17 protein-coding genes are annotated in these 19,621 nt (G+C 40.7%); 10 read left to right on the top strand and 7 right to left on the bottom strand.

What is annotated here, in order from left to right; translation table 11 throughout:
• Positions 1 to 59: 59 nt before the first annotated feature.
• The 3 genes from PSH54_RS02015 (at position 60) to PSH54_RS02005 (ending at position 3,600) form a co-directional block, all read left to right on the top strand.
• Complete coding sequence (locus tag PSH54_RS02015) at positions 60 to 1,037, top strand: LacI family DNA-binding transcriptional regulator (protein ID WP_264389759.1); 978 nt, start codon at positions 60 to 62, stop codon at positions 1,035 to 1,037.
• Positions 1,037 to 2,266, top strand: a complete 1,230-nt coding sequence (locus PSH54_RS02010) for a glycosyltransferase (RefSeq protein WP_248461873.1) — start codon at positions 1,037 to 1,039, stop codon at positions 2,264 to 2,266. Before PSH54_RS02015 ends, PSH54_RS02010 begins: the two co-directional genes overlap by 1 nt.
• Positions 2,267 to 2,373: 107 nt before the next feature.
• A complete protein-coding gene (locus PSH54_RS02005) occupies positions 2,374 to 3,600 on the top strand; it encodes a threonine/serine ThrE exporter family protein (RefSeq protein ID WP_029773039.1) in 1,227 nt (408 codons plus the stop codon).
• Between the two features lie 56 nt (positions 3,601 to 3,656).
• Here PSH54_RS02005 and PSH54_RS02000 read toward each other — a convergent pair whose 3' ends face one another.
• The 3 genes from PSH54_RS02000 to PSH54_RS01990 all read right to left on the bottom strand — a co-directional run bounded on the left by PSH54_RS02000 (position 3,657) and on the right by PSH54_RS01990 (position 6,647).
• Positions 3,657 to 4,715, bottom strand: a complete 1,059-nt coding sequence (locus tag PSH54_RS02000) for an alcohol dehydrogenase family protein (RefSeq protein ID WP_273605346.1) — start codon at positions 4,713 to 4,715, stop codon at positions 3,657 to 3,659.
• A gap of 11 nt (positions 4,716 to 4,726) precedes the next feature.
• Positions 4,727 to 5,233, bottom strand: a complete 507-nt coding sequence (locus PSH54_RS01995) for a TetR/AcrR family transcriptional regulator (RefSeq protein WP_273605345.1) — start codon at positions 5,231 to 5,233, stop codon at positions 4,727 to 4,729.
• 418 nt (positions 5,234 to 5,651) lie between these two features.
• Positions 5,652 to 6,647 carry a transposase gene (locus PSH54_RS01990; RefSeq protein WP_273605344.1) on the bottom strand — a complete coding sequence of 332 codons (996 nt, stop codon included), beginning with the start codon at positions 6,645 to 6,647 and terminating at the stop codon, positions 5,652 to 5,654.
• A gap of 290 nt (positions 6,648 to 6,937) precedes the next feature.
• On the opposite strand from PSH54_RS01990, the gene PSH54_RS01985 reads away from it, so the two are divergent.
• Positions 6,938 to 8,845, top strand: a complete 1,908-nt coding sequence (locus PSH54_RS01985) for a tetratricopeptide repeat-containing diguanylate cyclase (RefSeq protein ID WP_273605343.1) — start codon at positions 6,938 to 6,940, stop codon at positions 8,843 to 8,845.
• Positions 8,846 to 8,855: 10 nt separating this feature from the next.
• Here PSH54_RS01985 and PSH54_RS01980 read toward each other — a convergent pair whose 3' ends face one another.
• From PSH54_RS01980 to PSH54_RS01970, 3 genes are read right to left on the bottom strand one after another with little or no spacing between them, the layout of a single operon-like run.
• Positions 8,856 to 9,074, bottom strand: a complete 219-nt coding sequence (locus PSH54_RS01980) for a DUF6500 family protein (RefSeq protein ID WP_004589592.1) — start codon at positions 9,072 to 9,074, stop codon at positions 8,856 to 8,858.
• 26 nt (positions 9,075 to 9,100) lie between these two features.
• On the bottom strand, positions 9,101 to 9,358 hold the full coding sequence (locus PSH54_RS01975) for a hypothetical protein (RefSeq protein ID WP_273605342.1): 258 nt from the start codon (positions 9,356 to 9,358) through the stop codon (positions 9,101 to 9,103).
• Between the two features lie 57 nt (positions 9,359 to 9,415).
• Positions 9,416 to 9,667 (bottom strand): hypothetical protein, encoded by a 252-nt coding sequence (locus PSH54_RS01970; RefSeq protein ID WP_273605341.1) that lies wholly within the window; start codon positions 9,665 to 9,667, stop codon positions 9,416 to 9,418.
• Between the two features lie 316 nt (positions 9,668 to 9,983).
• On the opposite strand from PSH54_RS01970, the gene PSH54_RS01965 reads away from it, so the two are divergent.
• Positions 9,984 to 10,409 carry a hemerythrin domain-containing protein gene (locus PSH54_RS01965; RefSeq protein WP_004589589.1) on the top strand — a complete coding sequence of 142 codons (426 nt, stop codon included), beginning with the start codon at positions 9,984 to 9,986 and terminating at the stop codon, positions 10,407 to 10,409.
• Positions 10,410 to 10,493: 84 nt separating this feature from the next.
• On the opposite strand, the gene PSH54_RS01960 is transcribed toward PSH54_RS01965, so the two are convergent.
• Complete coding sequence (locus PSH54_RS01960; RefSeq protein ID WP_064387061.1) at positions 10,494 to 10,907, bottom strand: hypothetical protein; 414 nt, start codon at positions 10,905 to 10,907, stop codon at positions 10,494 to 10,496.
• A gap of 347 nt (positions 10,908 to 11,254) precedes the next feature.
• Here PSH54_RS01960 and PSH54_RS01955 point away from each other — a divergent pair, with 347 nt between their 5' ends.
• Genes PSH54_RS01955 through PSH54_RS01935 form a run of 5 tightly spaced genes read left to right on the top strand, consistent with a single transcriptional unit; the run spans position 11,255 to position 19,614 of the window.
• Entirely contained in the window at positions 11,255 to 13,609 is a 2,355-nt protein-coding gene (locus tag PSH54_RS01955; RefSeq protein ID WP_273605340.1) for a TonB-dependent receptor, read from the top strand.
• Between the two features lie 16 nt (positions 13,610 to 13,625).
• Complete coding sequence (locus PSH54_RS01950; RefSeq protein ID WP_273605339.1) at positions 13,626 to 15,779, top strand: FAD-dependent oxidoreductase; 2,154 nt, start codon at positions 13,626 to 13,628, stop codon at positions 15,777 to 15,779.
• 1 nt (position 15,780) lies between these two features.
• Complete coding sequence (locus tag PSH54_RS01945; protein WP_273605338.1) at positions 15,781 to 16,599, top strand: DUF547 domain-containing protein; 819 nt, start codon at positions 15,781 to 15,783, stop codon at positions 16,597 to 16,599.
• Positions 16,586 to 17,863 carry an ABC transporter substrate-binding protein gene (locus tag PSH54_RS01940; protein ID WP_273605337.1) on the top strand — a complete coding sequence of 426 codons (1,278 nt, stop codon included), beginning with the start codon at positions 16,586 to 16,588 and terminating at the stop codon, positions 17,861 to 17,863. The genes PSH54_RS01945 and PSH54_RS01940 overlap by 14 nt, the downstream gene beginning before the upstream one ends.
• Positions 17,860 to 19,614, top strand: coding sequence for an ABC transporter permease (locus PSH54_RS01935; protein WP_273605336.1), 1,755 nt, complete (start codon positions 17,860 to 17,862; stop codon positions 19,612 to 19,614). The genes PSH54_RS01940 and PSH54_RS01935 overlap by 4 nt, the downstream gene beginning before the upstream one ends.
• Positions 19,615 to 19,621 lie beyond the last annotated feature (7 nt).

Here is a 19,621-nt window from a genome sequence, read left to right as displayed (position 1 = left end):
ACGCATTATATACGCTACACTACGCAGCTATTTACTCACTACTGCGCGCTTAAAATACCATGCCTAACAAAGCTAAATCGGTCACTATTTTTGATGTTGCTCACCGTGCGGGGGTGTCTAAATCGACCGTATCGCTGGTGCTTACACACAGCAATAAAGTAGCCGATAAAAGCAAACAAAAAGTGTTACAAGCCATAGGTGAGCTAGGCTATGTGTATAATCGCGATGCAGCAGCTATGCGCTCAGGGCGCTCTAATTTAGTGGTTGTAGTGATTGACGATTTAACAAACCCGCTTATGGCATTGCTTGCTAAAAATATAGAGCAGGCTTTAAGCGAGGCTTTTTTTCAGGCCATTATTGTTAGTAGTAACAACAGCGTAGAGCGCCAAACGCAGCTAATAAATAATTTAAAAGAATACAAAGTGGCTGCATTTATAATTTGCCCTGTGGCTAGTACCTGTGCGCAGTGGCTCGACAACCTTGCTGCTGCCTACCATGTTATTAGCCTAATGCACGAAGTACCTTACAGCTCAGCCCCGTGTGTTTTACCCGACTACACTAAAGCAAGCCATGTAGTAACATTGCAGCTAATAAATGATTCGCCTAAAAACATACTGTTTATGGGTGATGAAAGCTTATCTGCACAAGGTTTATTAAGTGGCTTTAATAGCGCGTGTAAAAAACACAATATAACCCCTGAGCCAGCTATTACGTGCACAAAAAGCACCCCATTACATGCTAAGCAAATATTTAGTAGCACATTACTTAATAATCCGAGTATTGACGCGGTTGTATGCGCTAACAATATAATTGCGCATGGCGTTTTAGCCGCCGCCCCGCATTTGAAAAACAATATAGTAAGTTGCTTACATATTCCTGATATTACCGAAATGCAACCTCGCTTTACTTGCGCCAATATAAACACGCAAGAGCTTGCTAAGCGCAGTATTTTAGTGCTGCAAGAACAACTTCAAACAAACACTGCACCAGTAAAAACACTGGTAAATGTAAACCTACAAATTAGAGAAACACCGTAATGAAAAAAGTGCTGGTAATTGGTTACGTATGGCCAGAACCAAATTCGTCTGCTGCGGGTACGCACATGATGTCGTTATTAAACGCGTTTAAAGCGCAAAATTGGCAAGTAGAATTTGCCACCCCAGCACAACGCACCGAGCACATGGTAAACCTAGATCACTTTGGTATAACAAGTCAAAGCATTGCCCTAAACTGCGAAAGTTTTGATGAGTACGTTAAAGCGTACAACCCAGACATAGTGATGTTTGACCGCTTTATGATGGAAGAGCAATTTGGCTGGCGTGTAGATAAACATTGCCCCAATGCCATAAAAATACTCGATACCGAAGATTTACAATGCCTACGTAATGCTCGCCACGAAGCGCACAAAGGCGAGCGAGAATTTACCACCAGCGATTTACATTCAGACATAGCAAAACGCGAAATAGCCGCAATATTGCGCTGCGACCTAAGCTTAATTATTTCAAGCTTTGAAATGCAATTACTTAGTAGTGTATTTAACGTAGAAGCCAGTTTATTACATCATCTCCCTTTTATGGTCGATTTAACCGCTTTACCTGCGCAAACAAACTCGTTTGAACAACGTGAGCACTTTATGACCATAGGTAACTTTAGACACGCCCCCAACTGGGATGCCGTGCTGTACTTACAAAAAATATGGCCGCTTATTCGCAAGCAATTACCAAAAGCAGAACTGCATATTTATGGCTCTTACCCGCCACCAAAAGCAACAGCACTTAATAACCCTAAAACCGGTTTTTTAATAAAAGGCTGGGCCGATAACGCCTATGAGGTAATGCAAAGCGCACGCGTATGTTTAGCCCCACTTCGTTTTGGCGCAGGTATAAAAGGCAAGCTGCTAGAAGCTATGATAATGCAAACCCCCAGTGTAACTACCAATATAGGCAGTGAGGGCATGCACAACGAACTACCATGGCCTGGTAAAGTGGCTAATAATACCGACGATTTTGCAAATGCAGCCGTTGAGCTTTACACCAATCAAGCCGATTTTGAACACGCGCAACAAGCTGGCAATACGCTACTTAATACCTTGTACGACAAAGTAAAATTAAGCGCGGCGTTAATTAATAAAATTGACTCTATAAGCAACGATTTAAAAGCGCATAGGGAAAAAAACTTCACCGGACAAATGTTAAAACACCATACTATGCGCAGTACGCAATATATGGCGCAATGGATTGCTGAAAAAAATAAAAAATTAGATTAAAAATGACTAGACTCCTACAGATTTGTGTTTAAAATCGCGCCCATTACAAATGGGCGTTTTAGCCTATACTTTTAGCTAATTTATTTACACACTGGTCCATACAAGATTTGAAAACTGCAACCTTTACTGAAAAACGCAAATTTATCGTTAAATTAGGTAAAATGCTTCATAAGTACGGCACCCCAGCGTACCGCCTAGAAGCACACTTAATGGAAGTGGCCACTTACTTAGGACTTAAATCGTCTTTTGTTATGTCGCCAACATCGGTAACGTTTGTAATTTGGACTGATGGCCACGAAGACGAATACACCCACGTGGCACGCGTAGACCCAGGCGATCACGACTTAGGCTCACTTGCCGACACCGACGACTTAGTTAATCAAATGCTCGACGACAAGCTCACCTTACAAGAAGTTGATGCTCAGCTTGATGCCATTTACGACATGCCAAACCCGTACAATAAATTTGTTACCGGTATTGCTTTTGCAACATCGGGGGGGGCATTTGCCATGCTAATGGGTACCAGCTGGACAGACGTTATTTGGTCTGCGTTACTTACTTTAGTGGTGTATGTGTTTGTGCTGTGGTCGGGGCGCTCAAAACGGGTTGCTCACATGCTTGAGCCCCTTGTTGCTATAGTATCGGCAGTGCTGGCTTGTGCAATAAGTGTTTATATTTCGCCCGATATAAATATACGGTTAGTGGTGCTTTCAGCCATTATTGTATTTATACCTGGTTTAGCGCTAGCGCTTGGTTTAGCAGAACTTGCAGCTAGGCATTTGGTGTCGGGTACGGCGCGGGTTATGGACTCGTTTATGCTGTTATTTAAACTGTACTTTGGCGCCTTTATTGGCATAGGCATTGGCTTTGCCATATTTGGCCAAACTGACTTTGTACAGCCCGAGCCACTACCGCGCTGGACTGCATGGCTGGCTATATTTTTACTTTGTAGCAGCTTAATAGTGATATTTAGAACCAAACTTAAACATGCTGGATGGTCAATCGCATCTGGTTTTATAGCCTATGGCACGAGTATTGGTTCGGCTATGTACCTTGACTACACGTTAGGCACGTTTGTTGGTGCGCTTTCGGTTGGAGTGTTTAGTAACTTATTTAACCGCGTTGCAAATGCCCCAGCTTCCATTGTTGCCATGCAAGGCTTAATTGTACTGGTACCCGGCAGTAAAACGTATATTGGCTTAAACTCGCTTATTGAAGGCCAAGACTTTGTTTACGCCGAGCATATAGGCCAGCAAACGTTTTTAATATTTATGTCGCTTGTAGCAGGGCTCATATTTGCCAACGTGGCTTTACCGCCTAAAAAAAGCTTATAAGCTTGTTACCATTAAAAAGCCCGCTTACTTTGTAACGGGCTTTGTTGTTTAACGCGCTATTCGCTATGGGGGATGGTGAGTACAATTTTTCCTACGTGTTGTTTTTGTGCAAACACTTTTTGCGCTGTAACAATTTCGCTCAATGGGAATGTTTGCGCCACAATAGGCTTTATTTTTTCTTGTTCAATAAAGTTAACTAAGCTTTTAAATACCTCAGGCTCTATAACTGTACAGCCAAAAAAAGTTAAATCTTTTAAGTACAAAGTACGTATATCAAGCTCGACTAATGCCCCGCCAATAGCGCCCGACACCGCATAACGCCCCTTTGGTTTTAATACCTCCAGCAGTGCAGGCCATTGCTCGCCGGCAACAAGGTCAATGACTACATCCACACTGTTTTTACCTAAGACTTGAATTAAATCATCTTCACGAAATATAACTTTATCGGCACCTAACTCTTCAAGCTGCTGCGCCTTACTTTTACTCGTAATGGCAATAACAAAAGCGCCACGTGCTTTAGCTAATTGCACTGCCGCTGAGCCAACACCACCAGAAGCGCCTGTAATTAAAACAGTTTGCCCTTGCTGTGGGTTTGAGCGAAACAGCATGTTTTCGGCCGTAGAATATGAGCACGGAAAAGAGGCCAGCTCTTCATCACTATAGTTACTATTGATTTTATAAGCGTGAATAGAGTCAACGCGGGTAAACTGTGAAAAGCCACCATCACACTCAGAGCCAAAATACCATGGCGATTTAAGCGTTTCGCCATTAGCTTTAATTAAACATGGCTCAACAATAACGCGCTCACCAATACGGCTTTGATCTACGTTTTTACCAACAGCCACAATTACGCCGCACACATCTGCCCCTTGAATACGAGGAAAAACAAACGCATCACCAGACCAACTTGCATCGTCTTTACTGCTTTGTTTTTTAGCGTACCACGCCGTGCGGGTATTAAGATCTGTGTTATTAACACCTGCCGCCATGACTTTTATAAGTACATCTGTTTGTGCAAGCCCTGGCAACGGTAAGTTAGTTGCATACTTTAATACATCAAAATCGCCATGCTCGGTAAGCTGTACAGCGTGCATTGTGCTAGGTAAATTTGCCATTGGTTGCTCCATTATATTAATTTAAGAATACTGTTTTTTGCTGATGTAACCGCCTCATCGCCCATAACTGGCCATGCACTCGACACTCCCTCGTGCAGCAAAAACAAGCTACTAGCCAACGATGAATTTAAACCTTGCTCACCTAGCAGTTTTTTTACGTTATTTTTATGTGTTTGCACCGCAAGGCTAATAGCTTCATCTTCAGGAAACGCCGACAACGCATTAATAGATAAACAGCCATTAGGCGCAAATTGCACCATCCACGCTTTTAGTTGATCAAACATGTGCAAAACCGCCTCAACTCCCGGAGCAGGTGCATCTTTAAGTAAAAAATTAATATAGCGATTATGGCGGTACTCAAGCGCAGCAATGATCATTGCCTGCTTTGACGGGTAATATTTATAAAGGGTGCGCAAACTAACGCCACTGAGTTTTTGCAGCTTAGCCACACTAGGCTCAGCAAAACCATGTTGACTAAAGGCCACCTCAAGTGCAGCAGCTATATCTTGTTTTAGCATAGTGTTTAACCCATGTAGAATGAATATTCTACCTAATATGGTAGAGTATTCATTCTACATGTCAACCAATATAGATTTATACAAAATAATAACTTTGACACCCATAATTAATAAACAAGCTAGGAAAGCCCTAGAGTCCAAAATATATGAGGATATTTAAAGATATGGCATCCCTTTAATCTTTCTTAGTCATAATAAAGCCATAACTATGACACCCACTCTAATTATTTATAAATTAAAAGTGTAGTAAGAAATATTTGGTTGGATTTATATGTTGATTTGAGATGTTGAGTGGTAATGGAGATGTTTAAGTTTATATACTTAAGCTTTTTATCATAATCTTATGGCCAATAAGAAACTTCAGGCACAATAAAAGCTCAGCAAAGCTAAGTGACATACTATTTATTTAACGGTTTTATTAGGCTAATAATTTTTTACTATTTGAATAGCTAGGCCTTCGCTTAATAGCTTGATGTTTACAATAACTATCTAATGAACTTACACGCCCCACGGCTCCATGAAAAACATTGCCAAATTCGGTTGTAAGTTTTAACCAGTTCTCTGGCGCTATATTCAAACGTATCAATAATTCAGGTGCTGAATGCGCAATAAAGCCTATTTTATCAGCTCGAATACATCTGCCTGTTAATTCCACTAACTCTAAATACGTTTTTAATTCGAATGGTAAACCTTTTGGCATGTATTTTTTAGACTTTCCTGCAAAGCGTAATAACTGTTTTGGCTGCTTAACTTTTAACGCCTGGTTGCTTTTAAGTGCAATTGATTTTATGCGTTGTTTTACGCTCGTAAAGTGCGAATCCTCAGGTGTTTCAGCCGCTTTGGCGCGTATTGGATTTAAATCTACATATGCCATGCACGCCAACAAACCAGCTTCATCTAGTAACGCTTGAGATTTAAATCGCCCTTCCCAAAATCGCCCTGTGCAGCCATCTTCTTTGTTAGCTCGCCTTGCAATATTTTCGTTCAATGCTCGCATAAACCAGCTAATACTACTTAAGCGTTCTCGATACAGCTTTAGGCTCTCGTTTAAAAACCAATGTTCGGTAGCCGATAACTTCTCACCGCGTATAAATTTATGCGTGATAGCGGTGCCTTTAAAAAGCTTGTGCCAACGAATTGCTATTGCTTTGTCGTTTAACCTATTAGCTTTTTTATCATCTACATACAACACAATATGTGTATGATTACTCATAACTGCATATGCACAAACATCTATACAAAATACCTTTGCAAGGCTGATAAGCTTATCCTCTACCCACCCTCTTCTATGCGCGTAATTTTGTCCTGTAAAAGGGTCTTCACCACACAAATATGCCCGGCGAACACAACGTGAAATACAGTGATAATATTTTGTATCTGCCAAACTTATTTGGCGCTTTCGAGCAATAGCCATAACACAACCCTGTTCATTATTTAAGCTAAAGCGTAGTCCGAGCTTGTGTTTTATACAACTATTATGATGGGTGTCGTTATTATTTTATTATTTGTGTTTTGATGGGTGTCATAGTTATGTTTTAAATGGGTGTCATCATTATTTTACTCTTCTATTTCATACTTATTTACTAGAAAATGGGGTTTTCAAAGGGATGTGGTGGTGTATTCCCAATAAAGTATTAACTTGTTATTTACAAGCAATGCTATAGTTAGTTATATCGTTTTGGGTGTTGATTCAGTAAAAAATAAATGACGAACAATATAATAATAAAAATCAATATAGTGTGGTTTCGCTTTTTTGTGCTCCTGTTATTTTTACTACCAAGTAGTGCTACATTTGCCAATAGCTCTTCACTAACTTCATCTGATATAAAATCAATCCAAAGCCTGCTTAGTGATATTAAAGCCAACAAGCTAGATTACCTTTTACACCAAAAACAACTAACCCGCGCTTATAATGTCACTAAACATACAAAGCATAAACAGTTGCACCTTGAAGCGGCTGCCTTATATTCAGAGCTACTTTTTCGACAAGAACAATACACCGCGCTAAGTATCCATTTGCTAATGTATTTAAAGAGTACTGAGCTTGTAACATATAAAAACAGTCACCTACTATTTTTAGAGGCTCAGCTTAAGCTTTTCGCAATTAACAAAGAGCTAAATAATGCGCAATCGCTTGCTAATCAACTGCAAACGCAGGTAAAACAGCTTTCTCCTAACGAACAAATCATTGTTTTTCGGGCTATAGCCTATTACTACACCGAAACCGACGAACTTAAAAAAACGCTAAGTGCGGCGTTAACAGGTTTAGAGCTTGCTATAAAAGAAGAAGACATAGCCTCGCAGGGCTACTTTTTTAGAAAAATTGCCGACGCTTACAACTACCTCTACAAAGATGATAAAGAAAAAGCCATTTATTATGCTCAAAAAGCGGTAGATGCTTACGAGCAAACAAGCGACGGCCTATTTACTGCTAAAGCTTATTGGAGTTTAGGAAACGTATTACTTGAGGTCGGTCAGCCTAAAAACGCGCTTGTATACTTAAATAAAGCGCTGGCTTATTTTAGCAAAGTTAATATGAAAAAGGGTTTAGCCTTCGCTCAATATTCTATTGCAAATATTCAATACCTTCAGGGTAATTACGATACAGCTTTAATGCTCGTAAACAAAAACATTGCACTTGCAAGCTCTGCCGGCATTAATGACATGCATTTAGCATCAATGATTTTATTATCAGACATTTACACAAAACAAAATTTATTAAATAAAGCCAACCAAGTAAACGACGAAGTATTTTTAAACCTAGATAAATTTAGCCGCAGCATTTATAAGGCTGATTTTTTAAGCAAACGCTATAAATTAAAGCGCCAGCTTAACTTCACCGAAGATGCATTTAAAGCAATTGAAGATGAGCTGGCTTATACAATAAAACACTACGAAGCCACCAGCGAAACCAATATAAAAACCTTGCAAGTTAAATTTGAAGTAAAAGAAAAAGAAGACAAAATTTTACAGCTAGAATACGAAAAAGACATAAACAAACTGCAGGCAACAGAAGAACACCAGCAAAAAATAATTTGGCGCTTAAGTGCCTCAATTGCCTTTATTTTAGTCATCGTGTCGCTATTTTTATTTTACCGCCAAATGCGCCAACGTAAAAAATACCATGCTATAGCATTAACCGACTACCTAACTAACAGCTTAAATCGGCGTGGCATTTTGCAAAAAGCAAATGAGTGTTTATCCCATCTGAGCCTAGCAATAGCCATCGTTGATTTAGATTACTTTAAAGCTATTAACGACAAATTTGGCCACGATATAGGAGATTTAGTACTTATAAAATTTGCTCAAGCAGCAAAAGACACACTAAGTACTAACGATAAGTTTGGGCGCTATGGCGGCGAAGAGTGGCTATTTGTTTTAAAAACGCAAAATCGCGATAAAATAAACAACTTTTTTGAAAATCTTGAAAATAAGTTAGCGCAGTACTGCAGTCATATTGAGGCATTGCCAAGTAAAACACACGTTACCTTTAGTGCTGGCGTGGCAATAAGTGATGCTAAAAGCGACTCACTCAGCGAGCTAATTAAACGTGCAGACCAACAACTTTATAAAGCAAAAGAAAATGGCAGAAACCAAATAGCAATCGCGTAAATATACGTTATTAGTCACCTTCAATAATCATTTGTTTTATTTTTATCGCTTTTTCAAAGTGATCTAACTTATGGGTGTGTATCCACCACGTAGCGGCTTGCATCAGCAGCTCTGGATTGTCGTTTTTATTTGCAAAAAAAGCGTAAAAAGAAAGGCCTACGTTTTCGCCTTTGGCTGCTATTTTTTTATCGCATACAGCTATAATTTTTGCTTTTAGTTCTTCCTGCATACATACCTTATTTAATTGTATTTTAATTATCTAAATATACCGTTTAAAAAACTAACAATTAGCTGTAAAAGACTTCTATCAACAATACTATGATTCTCAAACTCTTTATTAGGCGTATTTACTTTTGTAGCTTTGCATTCATTATTTAGCGGCTCATTTTTATGTATATTGGTTTCATAAGCTATATCAGCTTGCTCCATACATTTTGCAGAGCCCGCATAAGGCTTTGCCGCACAGCCAGTTAAAAATATACACAATGAAAATACAATTAAAAACGCTTTCATATTCAATCCTATTTTACGCCCCCTTGTGCTTTAAATTATAGCTGTAAGTTTACTTACTTAATCGGCTATTAAAACAAGTAGATCAATAAAAAACACACCAGCTTCATCAAAAAAAGTGTCGCCTTTAGCATCCTTTTTTATTTGAGCGCTTACACATTCATTGTAAACCTTTAAGCTTGTTTTAGCGCCATTTAGCTCAGTCATTTCTGCCTCTTGTATGCATACACGTCGTTCAGAATGCTCGGCTGTACTACATGCACTTAATAACGCGCACAGTAATAATGCTGTAGTGGGGCTTTTTAAGTTCATCCTTAAACTACCCTAATATCTAAAGTTTTATAAAAATATATGTAAGGCAAGTATGTACAGCTTTTACCCAAATAATGCGCTACTTTACCATCTCAATAAAATACCCAACCAGTAAAAATATGTAAGCTTATGTAGCGTCAAAAGCAATCACCTCTTTTAATCTGAAAAAATTGCAGCTGTTTATGTGTAAAAGTTACAGAGCAACTCCATCCAAACCAGCCAAAAGTACATTAAAATCAATTATATCAACACATTAAGATTCGGCACTGCGCTTGCTTTTAAAAGTTTATAAAGCAATTACAGCAAGGAAAGAGTTATGAATATTTTTGAAGCGCTACGTCACGACCACGATAAACAACGCGAGTTAGTAGATGCCCTTATTCAAACGCACGGCGATACGCAGCAGCGCCACAAGCTAATGGACGAGCTAAAAACCGAATTAGAAGATCATGCAAAATTTGAAGAGCGTTATTTTTATAACCCACTTATGTTTGACGATCTAACGCACGAAAAAGCACGCCACAGCGTTGCTGAACACCATGAAATTGACGAATTAATAGAACAACTTGAAGACACCGAAATGAGCTCATCTGCTTGGTTAGTTGCAGCTAAAAAGTTGCACCATTTAGTGCATCATCATTTAAGTGAAGAAGAACATGAAGTATTTCAATTAGCGGGTAAAGCCCTAACCGAAGGACAAAAAGAAAGCCTAGCTAAACAGTATAACGATGCCATGCATTAGTTATTAATTAAACCGACTTCCATACACTCCCTTGTGTACTTATTGGTTATAAGCCGTATGGCTTATAACCTTTTTTTTGCAGCGCTACTTAATGGTAAATTTAACGTCTTGCTCGCGTAACACATACAGTGCAAAACACGCTGCCCACATTGGCCACGCTGTAAAAAACAACAAGTTATTAAAGCCATCAATATACTGATTATAAGATGAAAGCGTTGATAGGCCGTGCATTACAAATATAACGCCATAAGTAAGGCGCTTTTTAATACCCACTAAAAAAGCCAACACTAAAATAAGCTGTAACGCCCCCAGTACATAAGCAACCACATCTGTAGAGCCGCTAATACCATAAAAATGCTCAAAAATTCGAGCGCTATGCCCAGGGTTAACAAACTTATCAAACGTCCACATAATCATTACAATAAATACGCCTAGGCGTAACGAAAAAAGCGACCACTGCAAACGATTTTGAAAGTCAGTACCTGTTGTACCAGTCATAAAATTTCCTTAAAACTAAATAATTTAATGTTGAAACTAGCAAGACCGCTCAACACATATTTTATTTCATCTTAATGTATAATTTTTTAATAAATTCGGTGCCCTGCTTTTGGTTTGTTTGCGTATAAAACCGCTATTTATAAATTACGACCTATTATGGCAATAACTAACTACAGTATTTGTAAAACAAAAACATAGTGCCTAAAACTGAATAACGCTTTTGAGCAATGTGCTAAGCTTTTAACGTTTCATTCTAAAAAACAAAAAGAATTAATATTTACTGAAAGTTATTCACAATGCTGCAGGTCTTTATTGCCACATTCACACTAACCAAAATGAGAACCCTTTTGAAACATTCATATTTGGCACTTTTTATAGCCGCTTCACTCACACCTAATTTTTATGCTCATGCGGCACAATCTGCAGCTAATACCGACTCAATTGAACGTATTGAAGTAGCAGGCCAAACGATTAAATCTCAAGGGCTTTCTGTAAAAGATGCCACTATTAACGGCCCCTTCGGCGACAACCTTGCACTGCAAGACATAGCACGCTCAGTAACGCCTATTTCAAGCGAGTTAATAGAGCAACTAAATATTACTACCCTACAAGACGTACTAGCCGTAAGCCCAAACACATACTCTGCAAGTGGCTTTGGTGCACCCAGCTTACCTACTATTCGTGGCCAACTGGGTGAGCTTTTTCAAGATGGTACACGCCGCCAAGCAGGTAATAATGGCTTTGGCGTGCCGTTATCGTTCAATTCTGTAGAACAAATAGATGTAGTAAAAGGCGCACCGCCGGTTTTATTTGGCTCAAGCCAACGTAACGGTGGTTTTGTAAATTTACACTCAAAGACTGCCTCTACAGATGAAAGTAAAGGTAAAGTTAAACTCTCAGCGGGGCGATGGGATCAATACAGTGCGCAAGTAGATTACACTGCCCCCATTATAAAAGATAAAGTGGGGCTTAGAGTAAGTTACGAGCACCTCGATGAAGGCAGCTACTACGATTACTCAGGTACAAAAAGCGACAGTTTATTTGCAGCACTACGCATATTGCCCGATGATAAAAGCAGTTGGGATATTAACTTTGAGCTATACCAAGTTGAATTTACCGATAACGCCGGTATTAACCGCCCTACCCAAGCCTTAATTGATGATGGCCTTTATATTACCGGCCAAGGCGTGCAAGCCAATGGTAGTACCGTACCAGCAGCGGGTTCAATTGTATCGCCTACTGGGCAAGTAAAAATAGATCGCAGCACCGTACTTACCGACCCTGATAACCAAAACGAAGCTACAACTTATTTAATTCACAGCATTTATAAGCGCGAGCTAAGTGCTAATGCCTCACTTAAAAACATTACGTATTTTCAGCATTTACAGCGTGAAGAAATAGCCCAAAACAGCTTTGTAGAAATTATAGACGGCGCTGATACAGCGCAAAACCGTACTGAGCTTACCTACCGTTGGAATAGCGACCAACAAACAATTTTTGCTTTTGACGTACGCTACAACAAAGTACTTGGCTACAGCCAATTTACTACCGAGGCCGATTTACCAATTGATTTAACTGGCCCACTTTCAAACCGTCGCATTCCCTTAACCGATGCACAAAAAGCACGTTTAGTAGAGCTAAGCCCAGGTGTATTTGTATCGCCTGGTGGTCAATACGACTTAGATAACGATGGCAGCGGCGACTTTAACCTATCAGACACCACCGACTCACGTTCATGGCAAACCGGGATTGCTATTCAGCAAGACTCTGATTGGGGCGATAAACTTCATACAAGTGTGGGTTACCGCGTTGACTTTTACGATGTAGAAGCAAACGATCCTATTGCACCACAAGGCCAAGTTGCTGCAAGCGACAGCATTAACGAAACCCTGCATTCTGGCCAAGTTAGCTTTAATTACAAATTAAATAGTGATTACACCACCTATGGTGCAGCAAGTTATAACGAAGCCACATCAAACAGTATGGCTGGCGGTACATCGCTTGGCGGCGATAACACAATTAGCGCACAAAATTTTGCAACCGAAAACACCTTAGTTGAGTTTGGCTTAAAGTACGCCCCAACCGACAGCGACTGGTACGCTGATGGCGCGGTATTTAGCCAGCGCCGTAGTTTACGTAATCGCGACGGCAGCAATACAGGTATTCGTACTACAGGTTTTGAAAGCCAAGTATTTTACGATGCCTACCCTTATTGGCTAAGTGCGGGTTACAGCTATATTGATGCTCGTTACGACAATTCTGCAAGCAGTCAAGATTCTGCTCAAGTAATCGATGCATTTGACAATTCACGCCCAGATATTATTGCAGGTACCGGCGTTGGCGCACCAAGTTTTACCGCGTTTGCACCTTCAAACCGCCAAGTTCAGGGCATTCCTGAGCAATCGTTCAGTTTTAACGGAAATTATTCAATTAATTCGAAATGGCAAATGGGTTTTTCAGGTCTATATACAAAGAGTTACCCATTAGACTTTTTAGCAACAGTTAAAATTCGTGATCAATACACGCTAAACGTTAATACTAGCTATGCTTTTACGCCTAGGACTAAGTTGCGATTAGATGTAAACAATGTCACTAATCAAAAAAACTGGCGCCCAGTATTTGAAGGGGGTTACTTTGGCGCAACATTGGCATTTCCAGAACTGCCAATAAACGCAAAATTAACACTAACCCATAATTTTTAAGAGCGGTTGAGAGAACATGATTAAAAAACTATTTTTGGTATTGATTGCAGCAGCGGCTATAGGCTTGTTCTTTCACTTTAATTTACACCAGTTACTTACGCTTGAAGGCTTAAAAGGCTCGATGGATCAATTTAGCCAATATAAAGAGCAATCACCATTATTGGTTTTTGGTGGCTTCTTTTTATTATACGTAGTGGTAACGGCTCTCTCTTTACCGGGGGCGGCAATATTAACACTGGCTGCAGGTGCATTATTTGGCTTAGTTGAGGGCTTACTTGTTGCCTCGTTTGCCTCTACTGTAGGTGCTACACTTGCCTTTTTGGTATCACGTTACTTACTGCGCGATACAATTAAACAACGTTTTCCTGAGCGTTTAGACGCTATTGATGCAGGCGTTGAAAAAGAAGGTGGCTTTTACCTATTTACACTTAGGCTAGTGCCAGTATTTCCGTTCTTTTTAATTAACTTATTGATGGGTGTTACCGCCATTAAAGCATGGACCTTTTACTGGGTAAGCCAAATAGGCATGCTGGCGGGTACATTTGTATTTGTAAACGCAGGTACGCAACTTGCTCAAATTGAGAGCTTATCAGGCATTTTATCGCTCGATCTTATTTTATCATTCGCTTTATTAGGTGTGTTCCCTTTTATTGCTAAAGGAATCTTAAACGTGTTTAAAAAACGTCGCGTATACAAAAACTACACTAAACCTAAAAAGTTCGACCGCAACATGATTGTTATTGGCGCAGGTGCTGGCGGCTTAGTGACAAGCTACATTGCAGCAGCAATTAAAGCCAAAGTAACCCTAATTGAAGCCGGCGAAATGGGTGGCGACTGTTTAAACTACGGGTGTGTGCCAAGTAAAGCCGTTATTAAAAGCGCTAAAATTGCTGAGCAAATTCGCCACGGTGAACACTACGGCTTAGAAAACGCGACACCGCAGTTTTCGTTTAAAAAAGTAATGACACGTGTACATAAAGTAATTGCCGACATCGCACCGCACGATAGCGTTGAACGTTACACAAACCTTGGGGTAGATGTAGTTAAAGGCTACGGTAAATTATCAGACCCGTGGACTGTAGAAATTAAGCTTAACGACGGTGGCACGCAAACATTAACCGCCCGTACTATTGTTATTGCCACTGGTGCACGCCCATTTGTACCGCCACTTCCTGGTATTGAAGAAACAGGCTATGTAACAAGCGATACATTATGGACTAAATTTGCTGAGCTTGAAGAAGCCCCTAAAAAGCTTGTTGTACTTGGCGGTGGTCCAATTGGTAGTGAACTTGCACAAAGCTTTGCACGCTTAGGCTCAAATGTTACGCAAATTGAAATGGCTGAGCGTATTATGATCAAAGAAGACCTAGAAGTGTCTACCTTTGCTCACGAAGCGCTTACTGAGAGCGGCGTAAACATTTTAACCTCGCATCAGGCACTGCGCTGTGAAGCGCGCGACGGTAAAAAGTTCATTGTGGTAAAGCATAATGATACCGAATTCGATATTGAATACGATGAGCTACTATGTGCTGTGGGCCGAAGCGCGCGCCTTAAAGGTTACGGCCTTGAAGAACTCGGTATAGAAACTAACCGCACTGTAGTCACTAACGAATACCTTGAAACGCTTTACCCTAACATTTTTGCCGCTGGCGATATTGTAGGTCCGTATCAGTTTACGCACGTAGCCGCTCATCAGGGTTGGTACGCAGCAGTAAATGGCTTATTTGGTAATCTTAAAAAGTTTAAAGTAGATTACCGTGTAATCCCATGGACCACATTTATTGACCCTGAAGTAGCACGTGTTGGCTTAAACGAGCAAGACGCTATTGATAAAGGCATTGACTATGAAATCACTCGCTTTGAATTTGAAGAGCTAGACCGCGCCATTACCGACAGCGCCACAAAAGGCTTTATTAAAGTAATTACACCAAAAGGCAAAGACAAAATACTCGGTGTTACTGTGGTATCTGAGCACGCTGGCGATTTAATTGCTGAGTTTGTACTGGCAATGAAACACGGGTTAGGCCTTAACAAAATACTGGGCACTATTCACAGCTACCCTACGTGGGCTGAAGGTAATAAGTACGCGGCGGGTGAGTGGAAACGCGCTCACGCACCTGAAAAAGTACTTAACATGCTTGAAAAATACCACACATGGCGCAGAGGCTAATATGTTTAAAACACCTTTAAAAGAGCTACTGTTAGGGTCTGCTTTACTTGCAACATCGTTTGCAACGTCATTTTCGGCCCAAGCTCAAAATATGCACGAGGGCTGGAACGCATTATTAAACAACCATGTTGTAGCTATTAATCATGGCCACAGCACAGAGGTTGATTACGCAGCAATAAAAGCTAAGCACAGCGAGCTTAAAAGCTATTTAGATTCGCTATCGGCTGTTACGCAAAATGAGTTTGATACATGGGAAAAACCAAAGCAGCTGGCGTTTTTAATCAACGCATATAACGCCTTTACTGTTGAGCTTATATTAACAAAATACCCAAACCTTAAATCAATTAAAGATTTAGGCAGCTTTTTTAGCTCACCATGGAGCAAAGAGTTTGTGCCATTACTTGGTAAAACGCGCAGCCTTGATGATATTGAGCATGGTTTAATACGTGGCAGTGGTAAATACAACGACCCACGTATTCACTTTGCTGTAAATTGCGCAAGTATTGGCTGCCCAGCCCTACGTGAAGAAGCCTACACTGCCACTGATTTAGAAAGCCAATTGCAAGCGCAAACGGTGCGTTTTTTATCAGATACAACCCGCAATATAGCGCAAGATAACACGCTAAGTGTATCTTCAATATTTAAGTGGTACGGCGAGGATTTTGAACAAGGCTTTAAAGGTGCAAATACGCTGCAGCAGTTTTTTATGCAATACCCTAAAGCACTAAAACTGATACCCGCTCAGCAAAAGGCGCTTAAAAATAACAACATGCAAGTTAAATTTTTAGACTACAACTGGGATTTAAATGCTCGCCAATAAATGTTGGCAAACATTATCGCGATACAGCTTTTACTGTGTCGCGTTTTGCATTTGCCTTGTTATTAGCTTTAAAAGCCTAGCAAGTTCACAACTACAAAGCCGTTGGCAACAAATAGAAAGCTTAGGTAAAAACCAAAGCGTATATTTTTATGCGTGGGGCGGCGATGCGCAAATAAATGCATATATTAAATGGGCTGCGCAGCAAGTAAAAGCCAAATACAACATTAACTTAGTACATGTAAAACTCAGTGATACCAGCGAAGCCGTTAGCCGGGTACTTGCCGAAAAATCAGCAAACAATAACGATAAAGGCAGCGTAGATTTAATTTGGATAAACGGTGCTAACTTTGCCACCATGAGCGAGCACTCGTTATTACTTAAACAATGGGCTAATAAGCTGCCTAATTTTAGCTACACCGACCCTAGCAATAATCCCGCTGTTAATTTTGATTTTGGAATACCCACCAACGGGATGGAAGCACCTTGGGGCCAAGCATCACTCACTTTTTACTACGACAGTTTAGCAATCGACGGCACTGCAAATAACACACTACCAACAACCCTAAACCAATTACTTAGCTGGAGCGCACAAAATCCAGGGCGCTTTAGCTACCCAAAGCCGCCTGACTTTTTAGGCATGAGCTTTTTAAAATACGCGCTTGTTATGCTACATCAACAAAGTGATGAAACACTTAAAGCACAGTTAAATCAGCCAGCTACTGCACAAAACACAGCCCAAGTATTAAACCCATTATGGGACTTTTTAAATAAACTGCACCCAACACTTTGGCGCGGCGGTAAACACTTTATGCAAAGTGGTGCACAAATGCGCCGTTTAGTAGGCGACACCGAGCTAAGCATAGCGTTTACGTTTTCAGCACCCGAAGTGCCCGCTGCCGTTAAACGTTATGATTTACCAAAAAGTATTCGCAGTTATGCAATGCAAGATGGCAGTTTAAGTAACACCCACTTTGTAGCCATACCTTATAATGCAAGCCACCAGCAAAGTGCGCAGTTAGTGGCTAATTTTTTATTAAGCCCAGAAGCGCAAGCTCAAAAACAAAAAGCGCATATATGGGGCGATAAAAGCGTACTTATTCAATCAACGCTAGCACCACAGCAACAAGCTTTATTTAAAACAACGCAACCGCATCCAAGCGCCCTGCCTTTAAATAGTATTAAACGCACGCTAAGTGAGCCACACCCAAGCTGGGTAAATGCTATTTTGCAAGGTTGGCAAGCGCGTTTTGGAGTAAGCCAATGAGTGTTGTTTCAAATAAGTTAGCAGCAAGCCCAACGCTTAAACCACATAAAAGCGCCGATATGTTTAGTAAATTAGTTACATTAAGCCCACGCTTTTTACTGGCATTGCTTATTTTACCTGTAATAGGCGGCTTAATTAGCGTGCTATTGCCCGCTTTTGGTTATGCGCCGGTACTTGAGCACACAACACTTGGCCTACATGGCTTTACTATGCTCATGCAAACACCCGGCCTAACACACATGGTTATGCTTAGTGTTGGCAGCGGATTAATAAGTACCTTACTAGCCTTTACCATTACATTAATGATTTTAGCGGCATTTTTTAATAGTCCGTGGCTTAACCGTATTCAGCGTTTATTGAGTCCCATACTGGTAATTCCCCACGCGGCAGCGGCTATAGCGGTTGGTTTTTTAATTGCGCCTTCGGGAATGATCTCGCGCTTAGTATCGCCTTGGCTTAGTGGGTGGGAACTTGCGCCTAACGGCATGTTTCCGCATGACGCGTTTGGTATTAGTATAATTTTAGGCTTAACCCTTAAAGAGCTGCCTTTTTTACTGTTAATGGCGCTAGGTGTGCTTGCCCAACCTGAGCTTGGCAAAAAACTGCGCCAACAACATAAAGTAGCGCTTAATTTAGGCTACTGCCCTATGACGGCTTTTTTTAAAGTAGTATTACCAAGCCTTTACCCATTATTGCGTCTACCTATTCTCGCAGTATTGGCTTATGCCAGCGCAAGTGTAGAAATGCCACTTATTCTGGGGCCAAATACACCACCCACCTTGGCTGTCGCTATTATGCACTGGTTTAACGATGTAGATTTAAACCTGCGTATTAAAGCCTCAGCGGGGGCACTATTACAGCTTGTCCTTACTGGTGGTTTACTAGCTCTTTGGCTTGGCGGCGAAAAAGCGATAAAAGCATTATTTAGTGATTTACTCACCAATGGCGAGCGAGAATATGGCGGCGTTTATTGGCAAAAAATAACAACCGTATTAACAGTATTTGTAATTGGCTTTATTTTGCTCTCGTTAATTGGCTTAATTATGTGGTCGGTTGCGGGATTTTGGCGTTTTCCGGCGGCACTGCCCGATCAGCTCACGCTACTTCACTTTAAAAGTGCGCTAATGCAAATGCAAAGCCCGCTTTTTAATACCCTTGCTATAGGGCTAGTTACTACGTTATTTGCCATTATTATTACGCTTTTGTGCTTAGAGTCAGAGCAGTTAAGTGCCAAACCCATGTCGCGCTTTACCAGCTTAATTATTTATTTACCGCTGCTTGTACCAAGTATTGCGTTTTTATTTGGGCTAGTGTGGCTACAACAACTAGTAAATAACCAGGCCGCGTTTTTTAATGTGGTATTTACCCATTTATTGTTTGTACTCCCGTATGTGTTTTTATCGCTTGCGAGCAGTTATAGGCGCTTAGACCCTCGCTTTGCTCATGTAGCAGCAAGCCTTGGCGCAACGCCCTGCAAAGTATTTTTACAAGTGAAATTACCCCAGTTATTTGCTCCTATTTTAATTGCGGCGGCACTTGGTTTAGCCATTAGCTTTGGCCAATATTTACCTACACTTTTAGCCGGTGGCGGGCGCATAGCAACCATAACAACCGAAGCGGTTACCCTTGCTAATGGCGCTAGTAGGCGCACCAGTGCGGTGTATGCCATTATGCAAATGGCATTGCCACTCATTGGCTTTATACTGGCGTGGGTTTTACCTAAGTACTTTTTTAAAAGCGCACATCGCTAACCCATAA

This window comes from Pseudoalteromonas sp. Angola-30, assembly GCF_028599215.1.
Taxonomy (GTDB): Bacteria; Pseudomonadota; Gammaproteobacteria; order Enterobacterales; family Alteromonadaceae; genus Pseudoalteromonas; species Pseudoalteromonas atlantica.
The sequence above is the reverse complement of the archived record's forward strand: the minus strand, read 5'-3'. Positions and strand labels throughout refer to the sequence as shown.